The 14395-nt window shown below is 69.6% G+C and carries 16 protein-coding genes and 1 tRNA gene; 5 read left to right on the top strand and 12 right to left on the bottom strand.

Going from position 1 to position 14395, the window contains the following annotated elements; translation table 11 throughout:
• Positions 1 to 19 precede the first annotated feature (19 nt).
• From BUE16_RS04355 to BUE16_RS04345, 3 genes are all read right to left on the bottom strand, one after another.
• The gene (locus tag BUE16_RS04355) at positions 20 to 622 is read right to left on the bottom strand and encodes an NUDIX hydrolase (RefSeq protein ID WP_073307207.1); all 603 of its coding nucleotides are present in this window, start codon (positions 620 to 622) and stop codon (positions 20 to 22) included.
• A gap of 58 nt (positions 623 to 680) precedes the next feature.
• Positions 681 to 2027 (bottom strand): aryl-sulfate sulfotransferase, encoded by a 1347-nt coding sequence (locus BUE16_RS04350; protein ID WP_073307206.1) that lies wholly within the window; start codon positions 2025 to 2027, stop codon positions 681 to 683.
• Positions 2028 to 2130: 103 nt separating this feature from the next.
• Positions 2131 to 2637 carry an AAA family ATPase gene (locus BUE16_RS04345; RefSeq protein WP_073307205.1) on the bottom strand — a complete coding sequence of 169 codons (507 nt, stop codon included), beginning with the start codon at positions 2635 to 2637 and terminating at the stop codon, positions 2131 to 2133.
• A 161-nt stretch (positions 2638 to 2798) separates the two neighbouring features.
• Here BUE16_RS04345 and BUE16_RS04340 point away from each other — a divergent pair, with 161 nt between their 5' ends.
• Positions 2799 to 3398: an archaellin/type IV pilin N-terminal domain-containing protein gene (locus tag BUE16_RS04340; protein ID WP_073307204.1), complete on the top strand. Its 600-nt coding sequence runs from the start codon at positions 2799 to 2801 to the stop codon at positions 3396 to 3398.
• Positions 3399 to 3556: 158 nt separating this feature from the next.
• A complete protein-coding gene (locus tag BUE16_RS04335; protein WP_073307203.1) occupies positions 3557 to 4651 on the top strand; it encodes a hypothetical protein in 1095 nt (364 codons plus the stop codon).
• A gap of 413 nt (positions 4652 to 5064) precedes the next feature.
• On the opposite strand, the gene BUE16_RS04330 is transcribed toward BUE16_RS04335, so the two are convergent.
• From BUE16_RS04330 to BUE16_RS04320, 3 genes are read right to left on the bottom strand one after another with little or no spacing between them, the layout of a single operon-like run.
• Positions 5065 to 5457, bottom strand: coding sequence for a PIN domain-containing protein (locus BUE16_RS04330; RefSeq protein WP_073307202.1), 393 nt, complete (start codon positions 5455 to 5457; stop codon positions 5065 to 5067).
• Positions 5454 to 5651 (bottom strand): DUF7557 family protein, encoded by a 198-nt coding sequence (locus BUE16_RS04325; protein WP_073307201.1) that lies wholly within the window; start codon positions 5649 to 5651, stop codon positions 5454 to 5456. Before BUE16_RS04325 ends, BUE16_RS04330 begins: the two co-directional genes overlap by 4 nt.
• Before the next feature lie 46 nt (positions 5652 to 5697).
• Entirely contained in the window at positions 5698 to 5985 is a 288-nt protein-coding gene (locus BUE16_RS04320) for a hypothetical protein (RefSeq protein WP_073307200.1), read from the bottom strand.
• 358 nt (positions 5986 to 6343) lie between these two features.
• On the opposite strand from BUE16_RS04320, the gene BUE16_RS16585 reads away from it, so the two are divergent.
• The gene (locus BUE16_RS16585) at positions 6344 to 6490 is read left to right on the top strand and encodes a hypothetical protein (RefSeq protein ID WP_159435723.1); all 147 of its coding nucleotides are present in this window, start codon (positions 6344 to 6346) and stop codon (positions 6488 to 6490) included.
• Complete coding sequence (locus BUE16_RS04310; protein ID WP_073307198.1) at positions 6487 to 7011, top strand: hypothetical protein; 525 nt, start codon at positions 6487 to 6489, stop codon at positions 7009 to 7011. The genes BUE16_RS16585 and BUE16_RS04310 overlap by 4 nt, the downstream gene beginning before the upstream one ends.
• 159 nt (positions 7012 to 7170) lie before the next feature.
• On the opposite strand, the gene BUE16_RS04305 is transcribed toward BUE16_RS04310, so the two are convergent.
• From BUE16_RS04305 to BUE16_RS04290, 4 genes are all read right to left on the bottom strand, one after another.
• A tRNA-Pro gene (locus tag BUE16_RS04305) sits at positions 7171 to 7243 on the bottom strand.
• Between the two features lie 103 nt (positions 7244 to 7346).
• Complete coding sequence (gene trmY / locus BUE16_RS04300; protein ID WP_073307631.1) at positions 7347 to 7937, bottom strand: tRNA (pseudouridine(54)-N(1))-methyltransferase TrmY; 591 nt, start codon at positions 7935 to 7937, stop codon at positions 7347 to 7349.
• Between the two features lie 320 nt (positions 7938 to 8257).
• Complete coding sequence (locus BUE16_RS04295) at positions 8258 to 8779, bottom strand: hypothetical protein (RefSeq protein ID WP_073307197.1); 522 nt, start codon at positions 8777 to 8779, stop codon at positions 8258 to 8260.
• 392 nt (positions 8780 to 9171) lie between these two features.
• Positions 9172 to 10809, bottom strand: coding sequence for a gamma-glutamyltransferase family protein (locus tag BUE16_RS04290; protein ID WP_073307196.1), 1638 nt, complete (start codon positions 10807 to 10809; stop codon positions 9172 to 9174).
• Between the two features lie 86 nt (positions 10810 to 10895).
• Between BUE16_RS04290 and BUE16_RS04285 the strand changes: the two genes are divergently transcribed.
• Positions 10896 to 11576: a DUF1028 domain-containing protein gene (locus tag BUE16_RS04285; RefSeq protein ID WP_073307195.1), complete on the top strand. Its 681-nt coding sequence runs from the start codon at positions 10896 to 10898 to the stop codon at positions 11574 to 11576.
• Between the two features lie 167 nt (positions 11577 to 11743).
• Here BUE16_RS04285 and BUE16_RS04280 read toward each other — a convergent pair whose 3' ends face one another.
• Together BUE16_RS04280 and BUE16_RS15985 are read right to left on the bottom strand one after the other, a co-directional pair.
• Complete coding sequence (locus tag BUE16_RS04280; RefSeq protein WP_073307194.1) at positions 11744 to 13123, bottom strand: ABC transporter ATP-binding protein; 1380 nt, start codon at positions 13121 to 13123, stop codon at positions 11744 to 11746.
• Entirely contained in the window at positions 13120 to 14394 is a 1275-nt protein-coding gene (locus tag BUE16_RS15985; protein ID WP_079991492.1) for an ABC transporter ATP-binding protein, read from the bottom strand. Before BUE16_RS15985 ends, BUE16_RS04280 begins: the two co-directional genes overlap by 4 nt.
• Position 14395: the final 1 nt, after the last annotated feature.

Here is a 14395-nt window from a genome sequence, read left to right as displayed (position 1 = left end):
GCGCGGCCGCTCGGGGCGGCTACCCGTCCCCGTTCTCGTACGCCGACACGCCGATGACTGCCCGCCCGTCGCGGACCTCGCCGGCGAACACCGCGTCGCGGAAGCCCTCGTAGTCGGTCGTCACCGGCCGGATGCTCTCGTTGAAGTCGAGATCGAGGTCCGCCTCAGCGGCCTGGGTGCACTCGCGCGCGAGGAAGTAATGGTGAACGGAGTTGGCGAAGCCGTTCGCCGGCTCGACCGTCAGGAGTCGCTCGACCGACGCGGCCTCGTGGCCGGTCTCCTCGCGCAGCTCCCGCCGCGCCGCGGCCGCGAGGTCCGCGTCGTCGTCCTCGACGGTTCCGGCCGGGAGCCCGCGGTTCACCCGCCCGACGGCCTGTCGCCACTCCTCGACGAGCACCACGTCGCCGTCGGGTGTGAACGGGAGGATCACCACCGCCGGCGGCTCGTCGACGTAGTGGAAGTCGGTCTCGGTGCCGTCGGGCAGGCGAACGTCGTCGCGGCGCACGTCGAACCCGGGACACGAGTAGTCGGTGTCGCCGCCGAACGTCTCCCACGCGAGGTCGTCCCTAGCTCCGTCGCCGCCGGCGGCACCTCCGCGGCCGGCGTCGCTGTCGTCGGTCATCGGGGTCGGGTCGGTGCGCCGTCGGGAAAAGCGTGACAGAAGTCGCGCCGTCGCAGTCTCAGCCGCGCAGCCGGGCTCGAACCGCGGTGGCGCCGCCCGCGAGCACGAGCGCGAGCGACACGAGCGTGAGCCCGACCTGCGTCTCGCCGAACCAGACGGGCGCCCACGGCGCGGCCGCGCGGACGCCGACGACGAGCGTCGACAGCACGGGGACGCCAGACTCGCTCGCCTCCCCGCCGTCGAGGGTCACGCCGTCGCCGGTCGCCAGCGGGAGGTCGCGCTCGCTCCCCTGGTACTCTCGCGGGACGCGGTCGGCCTCGTACGGGATCCGCTCGGTCGGGTACGACCAGACGGCGGTGCCGTTCTCGTCGATCTCGACGATCCGCTTGTTCAGCGTGTCCGTGATCAGCGTGTGTCCGTTCGCGAGGCGGTCGGCATCGCGCGGCCAGTGGAGCGATCGGCCGTCGACGCTCCCGACGACCCACGCGACCTCCCAGTCGCCGTCGTCGCTCCGGTGGAGTTCGACCACGCGGTCGTTGTCGGAGTCCGCCACGAGCACCGCGCCGTCGCCCAGCCACTGCGGGTTGTGCTGGTGGTTCAAAATCGCCGGGTCGCCGCAGCGAACGTCGCCGTCGCCGTCGGTGTCGCGCAGCTGCCCGTTCCCGGTGCAGGAGTCGTCCGAGGAGCCCTCGGCGTCCTCGTTGATGATCTCGACGACCTCGCTGCCGCCGTCGTCGGTGCGCTCGACGATCGCCAACTGGTTCGCGTTGCGGACAGACACGAGGAACCGGTCCTCGCCGATGCGGTCGACGTCGTTGATGTGGAGCCAGTCGGTGCGCGTCGGGTCGGCGGGCGCGTCGTAGAGCGTGGAGGCGTTCCACGTCCACGTCACCGCGCTGTCCTCGACGACCAGGATCCGCTCGTGGTCCATGTCGGTCATGACGAACCGGCCGCCTGGGAGGGGCTCGGCGTCGTGGACCTCGCTGTTCGACTGTGAGCGCACGGGGAAGCTGTACTCCTCGACGACCCTCGGGCCGCCGTCGGCGTCGGGGTCGATGATCCGGAAGCCGGTTCGGGTACACGGCGCTTGGTAGGGGCCGCACTCCTCGTACCCCCCGTCCATGAACCCCGCGAGCACGCGGCCGTCGGGGAGGCGCTGCACGTCGAAGTAGCTGTTCGCGGAGCCCTCGCGCCACTCCACGTCGGTGCCGTTGAGGAGGTAGACGCTGCCGTACTCGTGCCAACCCGTCCCGCCGCCCTGCGACCCCACGAGCGTCGCGCGCTCGGTCCCGTCAGCGGCCGCGGGGGCGGTCGAGCGATCCGGCGCGGCCAGCGCGCTGCCGGCGACAGTGAGCCCGAACAGGAGGACGCCCGCGAGGACCAACTCGACCGCGCGTGTGCTCATCGGTGAACGCCAGCCGTGCACCGAGCAAAAGCCTTCGGTCTCGCGGTGTCGTCGACGGACTCCGGTCGATGATCCGGGTCGGTCCCGACGGCACCGTCCGGACTCAGAACAGCTCTCTGACGCGCGCGAGGGTCGCGTCGAGATCGCCCGAGTTGTCGACGACGAGCGGGTCGTCGATCGGTTCGAACTCCTCACTGAGGAGGTCGTACACCGCCACGTCGGCGTCGGAGGCGTCGCCCTCCCGCGATCCGATCCGGGTCTTCGTGGTCGGCTCGTCGCAGGCGACCCGGAGCAGGTCGAGCGGCGCGTCGGCGCCGGCGGCGCCGGCGGCGACCGAGCGCGCCCGGTCCCGCCGGGCCGCGTGGCGGAACGTCCTGTCAAGGACGAGCGACGTTCCGTCGGCGAGCGTCGACGACGCGCGATCGAACACTGCGTCGTAGGTCCGCTGCGATTCATCGCTCGTGTACTCGGGGTCGGAGAACAGGTCCTTTCGGACGATATCGGTCCGGATCATCGTCGCGTCGACGCGGTCGGTGACCGCCTCCGCGACCGTGGTCTTGCCCGCACCCAGAAGACCGCAGACGACGACGAGCCGCGTGGCGTCGGACATCTCGCTCGGGTCGGGGTGCGCCTAGGGGACACAACTGTCCGTCGATCCGACGTGCATCTCCGTACAGCATAAGTATCTATTCTAATAATTAGAGCAGTAGCGATTAATGTACGGTATCGGTACGCCGAGACACTCCGATACTGGGAGTGGACAACCAACCAATGTTCGAGTTCATTACGGACGAAGAAGAGCGCGGGCAGGTGGGCATCGGGACGCTCATCGTGTTCATCGCAATGGTGCTGGTGGCGGCGATCGCCGCCGGCGTCCTGATCAACACCGCCGGCTTCCTTCAGAGCAAGTCGCAGGAAACGGGCCAACAGAGCAGTAAACAGGTCAGCGACCGCGTGCAGGAGGTCGCGACCGTCGGGAACGTCAGCGGCGACACCGTCGACTTCGTCAACGTGACGGTCACGCCGGGTGCCGGCGCCGGGGAGATCGACCTGCAGAACACGACGGTGACGTGGATCGGTCCGAGCGGAACGTACCAGCTCATCGCCGCGAGCGACTTCGACAACACGTCGGCCGCCAGCGGTGACGTGTTCACCTACGATGTCGTCAAGGACAGCGACGCGAGCGCGCCCGTCCTCAACGACAACGACGACCGCCTGCAGTACATCTTCGACGTCAACGACTTCGCCGCGGGCAACCTCGAGGAGGGCTCCGAAGTGACGATCAAGATCAACACGATGGCTGGGGCGACGACCAGCATCCGGTTCACCGTGCCCGAGTCGCTCGGGAACAAGGAAGCCGTCGAGCTGTAAGCCGGCTCCTCTCTTCTCTCGGTTCGCTTCATCGGGAGTGGCGACGCCGGTCGGCGCTGAATGGGCGAGACACGTATCGCTGACCCATCGCCGCCCGCGGCCGCAGACGGCGCAGGCACTGGATAACGAACCGTCAGGTTCGCGTAGCGTCGCGGGTGATGAGAGAGGACGGCGAGGAACGCGATCGAGGATGGAGCAGGCGCCACGTGCTGACGGCGCTGGCAACGATCGGCGCGACGACCGCGCTCGGCCGGCGGTCGGCCGCCGCGGAGTCGGACGCGTCGTACGTCCTCGAACAGGGGTCGACGTGTGTCCCGCTGCGGCCGATCCGCGGGACGCTCACCGCCGAGCAGTTCTACGAGTATCAACTCCCGCCGGAGTACGTCTCCGAGGCGAACGGCGCGGTCGCCGGCGACGGGGATCGGTACAGCTCCGCTGGAACGAGCGACCTCCAGCGCGCCGACACCAGTATCGGATTCCTGTACGAGGGGCCGCACGGGGTGAGCCTGGTCCTCGTTCACGGCGGCGACGGCAGCCGGGACGGTGGGTCGGTCACGTTCGCGATCGGCGGACTGCCGGCCGACGGCGCGTGGGTCATCAAGGACGATCTGTACCAGGCCCCGTCTAACTACGACGAGTGGTCCCTCGGCGGCGATCCGCAGCGCGTCAGTTGGACCTGGGCGGCCGGCCGCACGGACGGCGGCGTCTTTCGGCCGCTCGAAAGCGACGCCGACGTGACGATCGATCCCGCGTTCAACGAGGCCGCCGACCTCTTCGGAGTCCACTACAACGGAAGCGTGACCGACTGGCAGTTCCTCTCGGCCACCGACCGCGGCGTCAAGCGCGTGTCGCTCGCACTCGGCGAGCCGATCCGCATCAGAAGCGGGAGATGCGGTGAACGCGCCAACGATATCGGCGGTTCCGGCGGAAACGACGGCGAGAGCGGCGGCGCCGATGGCGACGAGACCCCCTCCGAGGACGCCGGGCCGCCAGACGATGCCGGGCCGCCCGAAGACGCCGGGCCACCCGAAGATTCTGGGGCGCCAGAGGATGCTGGCCCGCTCGAAGACGCCGGGCCGTCCGGTGACGACGGACACGAGGGCGACCGTGAGGAGGACGGCGAGAGCGACGACGAAGACGAGGAGGAAGATGCGGAGAATGAGGAGACCGGAGACGGCGATGACGACGGGGCCAACGATCGGGAAGAAGATGATGAGGACGATGAGAAAGACGATGACGAGGATGACGACTGATCGGTGAGATCGAACTCGTCGGCGGCCGCCAGGAGATCGTCCAACTCGTCCTCGGTGAGGGGATCGCGTTTCCAACTCATGTCTCGCTGGAAAGCCGTTTGACATGGACGACCTAGAAACTGTCCCCAGCCGGGGTGCTGGCGGGCTGGATTTGACAGGCTTGTACCTCTGTGAAACTGCGGTCAGCGAAGAGTTGGTGTTAGATATAGGTCGTTCACCCACCGCGAGCGAGCGCAGCGAGCGAGCGGGCCAAGGAACCCTCGAAGCGCGGCTTCGCCGCGCTGAGGGGGTGACGCAGTGCTTTTGATCCACATTTTGCAAGCGAGGAGCCGGAGGCTCCGAGCGCAGCAAAAGGTGGGTGGGCAGGATCTATTCAACGCGTTCCGGTCTTGTACTCCGTGAAACGCTGCTCGTTACTCGCGCAGGTTCGTCACGGTGAGGTACGACTCCAGCACGTCCGTCTGGAAGTCGCTATCTGCGACGACGAGGTGGTCGCCGGTCGAGCGTGCTGTCGCGGCGATGAGAAGATCTCGGGCGGCCATGGGCTGTCCGTCGTCGAGGAGCTGATCCTGAAGCCGGGCCGCTTCGAGTGAGAGCGCCTCCGTCAGGTCGAGTGCGGTGACACCACCGAAGTCCTCGCGGGCGGCCGCCACGTCCGTCGATCCCGCACCGAGCTTCCCCTCCAGCACCTCGTACACACAGATAGTAGACGTGAGATACGGGCCGCCTTGGTCCTCGACGAACGCGACCGTCTCGTCGACGCCGGCGAGCATGTCGATGATGACCGAGGAGTCGAGGAACGTCACCGCTCGAAACTCTCCCGCGAGCGATCGACCGCGTCACGCGCACGCTCCGCTTCTTCGTCGGACCACGCACCGACGTTGATCGGCTCCTCGTTGTTCGCGAGCCGATCGAGGAACTCGTCCCATGTTTCGTCGTCCCGTTTCAACTTCGACAGCTTCCGCTTCGTCTCGTCGGTCACTCGGATGCTGGTACTCATGCGTATGCGTACTGCATACACGGTGGAGAACTTTTCGGGGGGCGTCCTACTGCTGGACCGTCGAGAGGAACTCATCCAGCGACAGCCCCGGCGGCAGGGACACCATCGCCCCGGTCGGCACGTGGACGACTGCCGTCACGTCTGTCTTGTGTCCGACGCCCGCCGCCCGCGCCCACGGCTGAGGCCACACCGTACGCACGCTCCCGTTGTAGTCCTGCGCGCTCGCGTCCTGCTCGTACCAGGTCATCCCGGTCTCCGTCGCCGCCTCGGCCGTGCGGTCGGTGTGCGCCGTCCGCTCGGCTCTATCATCACTACCCGATTGTGTCTCGCTCATCGCGAGCGGAAATAACGACCCCGAGATGATAACCTCCCGGTCGTTCGGTACGCTCGCGTACCGTCCACACCGGGGCGCTCTCCTACTGTCGCAAGACGCCGTTATCCCCCACGAGCGACCTTCACGAGCCGTATATGCGTTTCTACCCTACACCGGAAGGAATCGGACGGACAGCACACCTACCACATCGTCCCCGTCGAGGACGCGACCGGCGAGGCGTACCCGCACCCCTTCGAGGAGACCGCCGACGGGATCGAGTACCGCGGCGCGGGCGAACCGGGGAATCTCGAGGAGCACGACGACGTGCCCGCGTCGGCCGTCGAGGCGCTCGAAGCGTACACGGGCGAGTCGCTCGACAATGCCTGAACCCGACGAGCGGAACCCCCTGCGCGTCGGGGCCACCTGCCCGGACTGCGGTCGGTCGAACGCCGAGCACGAGCTGGTGTGCACCACCGACGCCGACGGGCGCGAGGTGTGCCGCTACCGCTGCCCAGGTGAAGCGTGAGCATCGGGATCGAGTTCGCCGAGAAGGCGACGGCCGACCGCTTCCGCGAGAACGGGGACGAGTACGTCTGCCCCGTCGACGACGACGCCCGGATGCGGACGGTCCACTTCGTGAGCGACGCGCCCGACCACCTGATCGAGCAGGCCCGCGCCGAATCGGACGAGGGGCTGGCGCTGCGCGAGGACGAGGCCGGCCAGGTGCCGCTCACTGACGCCGAGCGCGACCGGATCGATTTCTCGAAAGACGGCGTGAACGTGCCGTATGCGCGCTCGATCAAGGCGCTGGCACAGAAGCACGGCGTGAGCGACTGGACGGCGCACTTCGATCCGTCGCTCACCGTCGACGAACACCGCCAGGTGATGCGCGAGTCCGGACGCGAGGGCGGCGGCGCCCCATGCGAACCCGACGGGCGCGACGCCGAGCGACAGGCGAACGCGGCCGCTCGCGAGCAGAAAGAGGGCTGCAACCACGCGCACGACCACTGCGAGCACGGCGACCCAGACGCCTGCGAGTACCTCTAGAACGCCTGCGGCTACTCCGAGGACGAGGTCAGCGAGATCCTCGACGAGCCGGAGGAGTCCAGCGAGATAACCGGCGACGCGGCGGGAGCGCTCGCGCGGACCACCCCGCACAGCGGCGGCTACCTGTCAGGTAACTCTCCAAATAATATATAGGGGTAGTGGGCCGGCGCGAATTTGAATCGCGGTTACGGCCACCCGAAGGCCGAAGGATACCAAGCTACCCCACCGGCCCGCACACGAAGGGACGCGAGCCGCTCTGTTAAGGCTTCCGAACCCCGGGCAGCCGCCGGGTCTCGGCCCCGAGCGACGCAGGGAGGAGATCCGCCGTCGAGCCCTCAGTACCGCTCGTAGCCGTCGGTGTCCAGGTAGTTGTTCGCGACCGCGATCGCGTGGTCGGCGTGGATCGCCTCGGGCCCAAGGCGGACGCGTTCGTCCGCGCGCTCGGCGAGCAGATCCGCTTCGCCCGCTGTGAAGTCGGAGTGGTCCGAGAGGACGAACACGGCGCCCTCGGGCGGTTCGACCGACGCGACCGGGTCGCCGTCTTCATGTAGGTGAATAAGCGTGCCGTCGAGCGCACCGAGGATCTCCGAGAGGCCCATTCGGTACAGCTCCACACCGGGCGAGACCTCCGCGGGCATGTGGCCGATCGCGTCCTCGCGCGCGTCGAGCGCGTCACGGACCCGCGCAGCCGTCGTGCGCTCGTCGGGGTGGAGCCCCCGGGCCGTCGCGCCCTCGAAGCGGACGGTGTACTCGTCGGCGAGCACGAGGTGAACGCGGCTGTCCTCGCGGATGCCGTGCGAGAGGAACAGGCCGGCGTTCACGCACCGGCAGAGGAGATCGAGGCGGCCCGCGCCGCCCGCGAGGTCGTCGAGGCTGAAGTCGGGGGTCGTCGGCGCGTCGTGGCCGCAGACGACGAACTGGCGCATGGTCCAAGGGGCGGAGGCGGACGGCTTAGCTCCGCCGACTCGGCGAGGAAGGAGCGACGAGACCGTTCGATGAGCGACGGCAGCCGCGACGACGACAGCCGCGGCGACGGTAGCCGCGACGACGACAGCCGCGGCGACGGTAGCCGCGACGACGACAGCCACGGCGACGGCAGCCGCGACGACGACAGCCACGGCGACGGCAGCCGCGACGACGACAGCCGCGGCGACAACAGCCACGGCGACAACAGCCACGGTGACAGCGACGACCGCGCTCGCGGCGACGACGCACGCAACTGTCGACGCTCGCGACCGTCCGCGGGCTACCGCTCGACCGTGAACGTCTCCTCGGCGACGAGGTGGTCGGCCCCGTCGACGGCACCGATCCGCACCGTGATGGTGTGCTCGCCGGGGTCGGCGGCCCGCCACTCGTCCTCGCGCTCGCGGATCCGCTGGGGCCACCGGCGGTGGAACCGCTTGCGCTCGCTCCGGGCGAAATCGAACCGGGTCCGCTTCGGCTCCGGCGGCTCGTACACCTCGGACGCCTCCGGCAGGCCGTCCACGGTCCAGGTCCACCGAAGGGGCGTCTCCGTCACCAGCGAGACGGGCAGCGGCAGGCGGTTGCGGAAGGTCGCCTGGAACCGGACCGGCTCGTCGGGGGCGTACCGCGACTTGTCCGTCTCCACGTCGACGGCGATGGCGCGGGCTCGCAGGCTCGACGGGAACAGCGCGTGGCTCACGTTCGTCCAGTTGACGTGTGAGCCGTCAGCCGTGTCGCTCTCGTTGGGCGAGAAGGGGTCGTCGTCGTCCCGCCGGAGGGCCTCCGACTCGTAGATGCGCCGCATGACCGGCGAGAGGGGGCGCGCGGGATTAAATCCCGCGCCCGCGACGTCGCCACACCGCCGCAGCGACGTCGCCGCACCGCCGCCGCGACGTCGCCGCACTGCCGCCGCGACCGCGCCTGCGACTTCCAGAGATCCGCCGCGGTTCGACCGCCGAACGAACGGAGGAAAGCAGGCCGAACGGAACAGACGGGCGAAGGACGGGACAGGCAGACGAAGCGGCGGGCGCTCCGGCGCAACCGGCGACAGCGGTCAGTCCGGTCAGCCCTGCGGCGGTCATCGCGCGGAGGGCGTCGCGGCGTGTGAGCGGGTCTCGCATGGCCCGAGGTTGGCGGCGACGGCTGATAAACCCTCATTGCATCGGTGCGGCTCGCCGATGCGGGGCGCGCTCCGTTTCAGTACCCCTGCGCGTTGCCGTCCTTGCGGGGCTCCGTCGCCCCCGACAGGACGCCGTCCTCGTTCCGGACGATCTGCGCGCCGCCGAACAGCGCCGGCGGGAGCGTCTTCACGTCGTGGCCCTTGCGGACGAGTTTTGCGGCGACGTGCGAGTCGAACTGCGGTTCGAGCGCAAGGCTCCCCTCCTCCCGGTAGCGCCAGCGTGCGCCGTCGAGCGACGCCTGCAGCGGCATCCCGTAATCGACGATGTTGGAGACGACCTGGACGTGCCCCTGCGGTTGCATGTAGCCGCCCATGACGCCGAAGGCGGCCCAGTCGTCGCGGGCGTCCTCCGCCGGCGCGAAGTCGACGAGCCCCGGAATCAGCGTGTGGAACGGACGCTTGCCGGGCCGGAGCGCGTTCGGGTGCTCCTCGTCGAGCGAGAACGACGACCCGCGGTTCTGGAGCGCGATACCCGTGTCGCCCGCGACGAGTCCCGAGCCGAAACCGGCGAACCGGGAGTTGATGAACGAGACGACGTTGCCCTCGTCGTCGGCGACGCAAAGCAGCACCGTGTCCGCGTCCTCGGCGTTGGCGTCCGGGACGCCGAAGCTGACGTCGTCGTTGCACTCCTCACCGACCTCCTCGGCGCGCGTGGCGGCCCACTCCTTCGACGCCAGCGGCGGGTGCTCTTCGAACTCCGGATCGGTGATGTACCGGTGGCCGTCGTGGAACGCCAGCTTCAGCGCCTCCGAGAAGTAGTGGACGCGCTCCGGAGAGTCGTAGTCGTACTCGCCGGCCCCGAGCTCCTCGGCGATGTTGAGCGCCTCCAGCGCGATGAGCCCCTGGTTGTTCGGCGGCAGTTCGTACACCTCGGTGCCGTTGTACGTCGTCGAGACCGGGTCGGGGAACTCCGGCTCGAACTCGGCGAGGTCGTCGACGGTGAGGAGGCCGCCCTGCGCTTGCACCTCGGCGGCGATCTGTTCGGCGATCTCACCCTCGTACACCACGTCGGCGCCCTCCTGAGCGATCAGCTCCATCGACGCCCCCAGCTTCGGGAGCGTGACGTGTTGGCCCACGTCGGGCGCCTCGCCGTCGAAGAGAAACGCCTCGCGGGCGTTGTCGGTCTCGAAGAGGTCCTCGCCGTGGTGCCACTGCGCGGAGACGACCTCCGAGACGGGGTAGCCCTCTGTCGCGTAGCGGATCGCCGGTCGGAGCAGCTCGCCGAGCGACTTCTCGCCGAACCGCTCGGCAGTGACCTCCCACCCCCGGGCGGTTCCGGGCACCGTCACCGCGTGCGCTCCCGTGTCCGGCATCTCGGCGTCCGCCGGGGCGACGTCCTCCTCCGCCGCGACCGCCTCGCGCATGTTCTCGATTGTCGCCTCGGCGGGCGCCGGGCCACAGGAGCGCATCGCGCCGACCTCGCCGTCGGCCGTGCGGTACAGCGCGAACACGTCGCCGCCCAGCCCCGTGGATGTGGGTTCGACGACGTTCAGCGCCGCGGCGGTCGCGACGGCCGCGTCGAAGGCGTTGCCGCCGTCCTCGAGCACGGAGACGCCGGCTTGGGAGGCGAGCGGCTGGCTGGTCGCGACCACGCCTCGCTGCCCGTACACCGTCGAGCGTCGAGACGAAAACTGATCGATATCTGGGCCGTTCATACCGAAAGAATCCCCCGCGGTCCTGAAAGCGTGTTACCGAATACTTTCGGCGGTTCGCCTATCCGCCACCGGTCAGACTCCCGGATATGACGTTCTCAGTCTGCGTCCGCGCAGAAACACCAGAGGGGCCGGCGTTCGGCGTCGGCGTCGCGACCGACGCGCCCGCGGTGGGGGCGCTCGCACCGTACGTGAGTCACCGCGGGGCCGTCAGCACCCAGAGTTTCGTGAACGTCCGACTCGGCCGGCGCGGGATCGCCCTCCTCGACGACATCGGCGTCGAGGACGCGCTTCCCGGACTGCTGGCTCGCGACGAGGACAGCGACCTCCGACAACTCCACGGCGTCGACGCCGACGGCGGGGCCTTCGCGTTCACCGGCGACGGCTGCGAGGAGTGGTCCGGCGACCTCGTCCGTCGAGACGCGGGCGTCACGGCCGCCGGCAACATGCTCGCGAACGGGGAGACGCTCGACGCCGCCGCGGACGCGTTCCTCGACGGGGCCGAGGCGGCGTCGAACGACCCCGTCCCCGACGCCGATCTCGTCCCGCGGTTGCTCGACGCGCTCGACGCCGGGCGCGACGGCGGCGGCGACAAGCGCGGCCACTCCTCGGCGGCGGTCGCCGTGAAAGCGCCGAAGACGACGGCCTACCACGACCTCCGCGTCGACGAACACGGCGATCCGCTCGCGGAACTCCGGCGGGTCTACGAGGCCGCCGAAGCCGCGAGCGGCGAGTTCACCGAGGAGAAGAAGTCGCGGATCTTCGACTGACTGGAGCCGAGGCGGCGGCTCGAAGGCGGTGAGTCGACGGAAGTGAGTCGACGGAAGTGAGTCGACGGGAGTGAGGCGACGGCGACGAGTCGAAGCCGTCCACCACGAAAACGGAGTCGCGACCGGTCGCGCCTCGACCGGTCGCGTCGGTTCTGCCGTACAGGACTTCAGTCGTCCGCAGGCGGCGATCCCGGCGCGTCCGGGTCTGTGCGGTGACACGCCGCCGTCCGGTCCGGATCCGGTTCGACGACCGCCGGCGTCTCGTCTTGACACGGGGACGAGAGCACGGACGCGAGCCGATCGACCGCGTCCGCCTCGTCGCCGGCGACGAGCAGGTCGGCCGCCTCCTCGAGGGCCTCGCGGGTCGCCGACGGGAGGTCCGACGGCGATCCCGGGAGCGACGTCTCGAGGAGGTGCGCCGCGACCGCGTCGTCGTCGCTCGGTTCGCCCTCCGCCTCGAGGCGGCGGCGGGCGGCCTCGGGGTCGACCGCGCCCGACTCGACGCGGTTGCGGAAGGTGAACGCCCGTCGGAACGCCGCCTGGTCGGCCTCCCAGTCGGCCGGCGGGATCACCCGATGACACCGGGTGTGGAACCGACAGCCTTCGGGAGGGTTGATCGGCGAGGGAACGTTCCCTTCGAGCACGATACGCCCGCCGCGGGCGTCGGGGTCGATCCGCGGGACGGCAGACAGCAGCGCCTCCGAGTAGGGGTGGTGTTGCGTCTCGAACAGGGCGTCAGTCGGCGCGGTCTCGACGATCTCGCCGAGGTACATCACCGCGACCCGGTCGGCCACGTGCCGGACGACAGAGAGGTCGTGCGTGATGAACAGTAACGAGAGGTCGAACTCCGCCTGGAGGTCCTCCAGGAGTTGCAGGATCTGCGCCTGGACGCTCACGTCCAGCGCCGACACGGGCTCGTCGGCGACGATCACGTCGGGTTCGACCGCGAGCGCGCGGGCGATGCCGACGCGCTGCTGTTGCCCGCCGGAGAACTGCTGAGGATAGCGGTCGACGTGGCGGGCCTCCAGACCGACCCGCTCGAGCAGGTCGCGGGCGCGGTCGCGACGGTCCGCCTTCGAGTCGCCGATCCCGTGGACCTCCATGGGAGCGGTGAGGATCTCCCCGACCGTCTGGCGCGGATTGAGCGACGCCAACGGGTCCTGGAAGATCATCTGGATCTCCGCCCGATACGGCCGCATGTCGCGGCCGGAGAGGCCGGTGATGTCCTCGCCGCGGTAGCGGACGGCCCCGCCGGTCGGCTTGTGGAGGTTGAGCAGCGCCTGTCCAAGCGTCGACTTGCCGCAGCCGGACTCGCCGACGACGGCGAGCGTCTCTCCGGTTCGCAATTCGAGGTCGACGCCGTCGACCGCACGCACCTTCCCGCCGCCACCGAGGAGGCGGTCGAATATGCTGTCGGATTGGCTGAAGTACTTCTCCAGGCCGTCGGCCTCCAGCACCGTCTCCGCGTCTGCGAAGTCGCCGGTCGACGCGTTCGCCGACTTCCCGGTGGAGCCGGCCGCCGGAGCCTGGTCGCCGTCGGCGCTCATAGCCGATCACCCGGCGGACCGCGCCGCAGGCAGGCCGCTTCGTGGGACTCGCCCACCTCCCGGAAGTCCGGCTCCCGCTCGAAGCACTCGCGCTCTGACTCGGGACACCGGGGCGCGAAGTGGCACGCGTACGGGACGTCGATGAGGTCGGGGACGTTCCCCTGGATGGGTTCGATCTCGTCGTCCGGGTTCGAGACACGGGGCGTGCTCGCGATGAGGCCCTGCGTGTAGGGGTGTTGCGGGTTGGCGAACAGTTCGTCGGCCGGCGCGCGTTCGACGATCTCCCCCGCGTACATCACGTTCACGCGGTCGCACGTCTCCGCGACGACGGCGAGGTCGTGCGTGATGAGCAGGATCGACGTGTCGAACGCGTCCTTCAGCGCCGTGAGTTCGTCGAGGATCTGCGCCTGGATCGTCACGTCGAGCGCCGTCGTGGGCTCGTCCGCGATGAGCAGGTCCGGCTCACACGACAGCGCCATGGCGATCATGGCGCGCTGGCGCATCCCGCCCGAGAACTCGTGCGGGAAGTCGTCCGCTCGCGCCTCGGCCTCCGGGATCTCGACGGCCTCGAGCATCTCGATGGCGCGTCGCCACGCCTCGCCGTTCTTGGCGGCACCGACGATCTTCCGCTTGAGTTCCGCCGGCAGCGACACCGACTCGCCGACGTCCTGGTGGAGTCGGACGGTCTCTGCGATCTGCTCGCCGACGGTGAGCGTCGGGTTCATCGAGTTCATCGGGTCCTGGAACACCATCGAGATCCGACCGCCGCGGAGGCGCTGGAGCGCCGCCTCGGGCGCGCGGCGCACGTCGACGAAGCCCGCCTCGGGATCGCCGTCCGCGTCGCGCGATTCGACGAACACGAACTCGCCGGGGCCGGCGAGCGTCGCCGCCGCTTCCGCGTCGGAGGTGATCGCGGGTTCGTCCGCCCGAACCAGCGCGAGGTCCTCCTCGCTCACGTCGGTGACGGCGTCGGGGAACGCCGCGGCGAACTCGCGGACGAGGTCGCTGTCGCGGAGCGCGACGACGCCGCCGACGACCTCGCCGGGCGCTTCGACCATGCCCATGAGGCTTTGGGCGAGCACGGACTTGCCGGAGCCGGATTCGCCGACGAGTCCGACGATCTCACCGGGTTCGATCGAGAGGTCCGCAGTCGCGACCGCCTCGACGGTTCCCCGCTCGACGGGGAACTGGGTCTGCAGGCCGCCGACCTCGAGCAGCGGGTCGCGACCGCCCGCCCGATTCGGTCGTTCGACTGGCGGTTCGGTGGCCACG

It is taken from the genome of Halobaculum gomorrense (genome assembly GCF_900129775.1).
GTDB classification, from domain to species: Archaea; Halobacteriota; Halobacteria; order Halobacteriales; family Haloferacaceae; genus Halobaculum; species Halobaculum gomorrense.
The sequence above is the reverse complement of the archived record's forward strand: the minus strand, read 5'-3'. Positions and strand labels throughout refer to the sequence as shown.

Bases quoted from the DNA above. Each gene is read 5' to 3' on its own strand.
- BUE16_RS16585 (WP_159435723.1), top strand. From the start codon at position 6,344: ATGCCTGAACCCGACGAGCGGAACCCCCTGCGCGTCGGGGCCACCTGC.
- BUE16_RS04295 (WP_073307197.1), bottom strand. From the start codon at position 8,779: ATGCGGCGCATCTACGAGTCGGAGGCCCTCCGGCGGGACGACGACGAC.
- BUE16_RS04335 (WP_073307203.1), top strand. From the start codon at position 3,557: ATGAGAGAGGACGGCGAGGAACGCGATCGAGGATGGAGCAGGCGCCAC.
- BUE16_RS04290 (WP_073307196.1), bottom strand. From the start codon at position 10,809: ATGAACGGCCCAGATATCGATCAGTTTTCGTCTCGACGCTCGACGGTG.
- BUE16_RS04280 (WP_073307194.1), bottom strand. From the start codon at position 13,123: ATGAGCGCCGACGGCGACCAGGCTCCGGCGGCCGGCTCCACCGGGAAG.
- BUE16_RS04325 (WP_073307201.1), bottom strand. From the start codon at position 5,651: ATGAGTACCAGCATCCGAGTGACCGACGAGACGAAGCGGAAGCTGTCG.
- BUE16_RS04340 (WP_073307204.1), top strand. From the start codon at position 2,799: ATGTTCGAGTTCATTACGGACGAAGAAGAGCGCGGGCAGGTGGGCATC.
- BUE16_RS04285 (WP_073307195.1), top strand. From the start codon at position 10,896: ATGACGTTCTCAGTCTGCGTCCGCGCAGAAACACCAGAGGGGCCGGCG.
- BUE16_RS04350 (WP_073307206.1), bottom strand. From the start codon at position 2,027: ATGAGCACACGCGCGGTCGAGTTGGTCCTCGCGGGCGTCCTCCTGTTC.
- BUE16_RS04345 (WP_073307205.1), bottom strand. From the start codon at position 2,637: ATGTCCGACGCCACGCGGCTCGTCGTCGTCTGCGGTCTTCTGGGTGCG.
- BUE16_RS04320 (WP_073307200.1), bottom strand. From the start codon at position 5,985: ATGAGCGAGACACAATCGGGTAGTGATGATAGAGCCGAGCGGACGGCG.
- BUE16_RS04355 (WP_073307207.1), bottom strand. From the start codon at position 622: ATGACCGACGACAGCGACGCCGGCCGCGGAGGTGCCGCCGGCGGCGAC.
- trmY (WP_073307631.1), bottom strand. From the start codon at position 7,937: ATGCGCCAGTTCGTCGTCTGCGGCCACGACGCGCCGACGACCCCCGAC.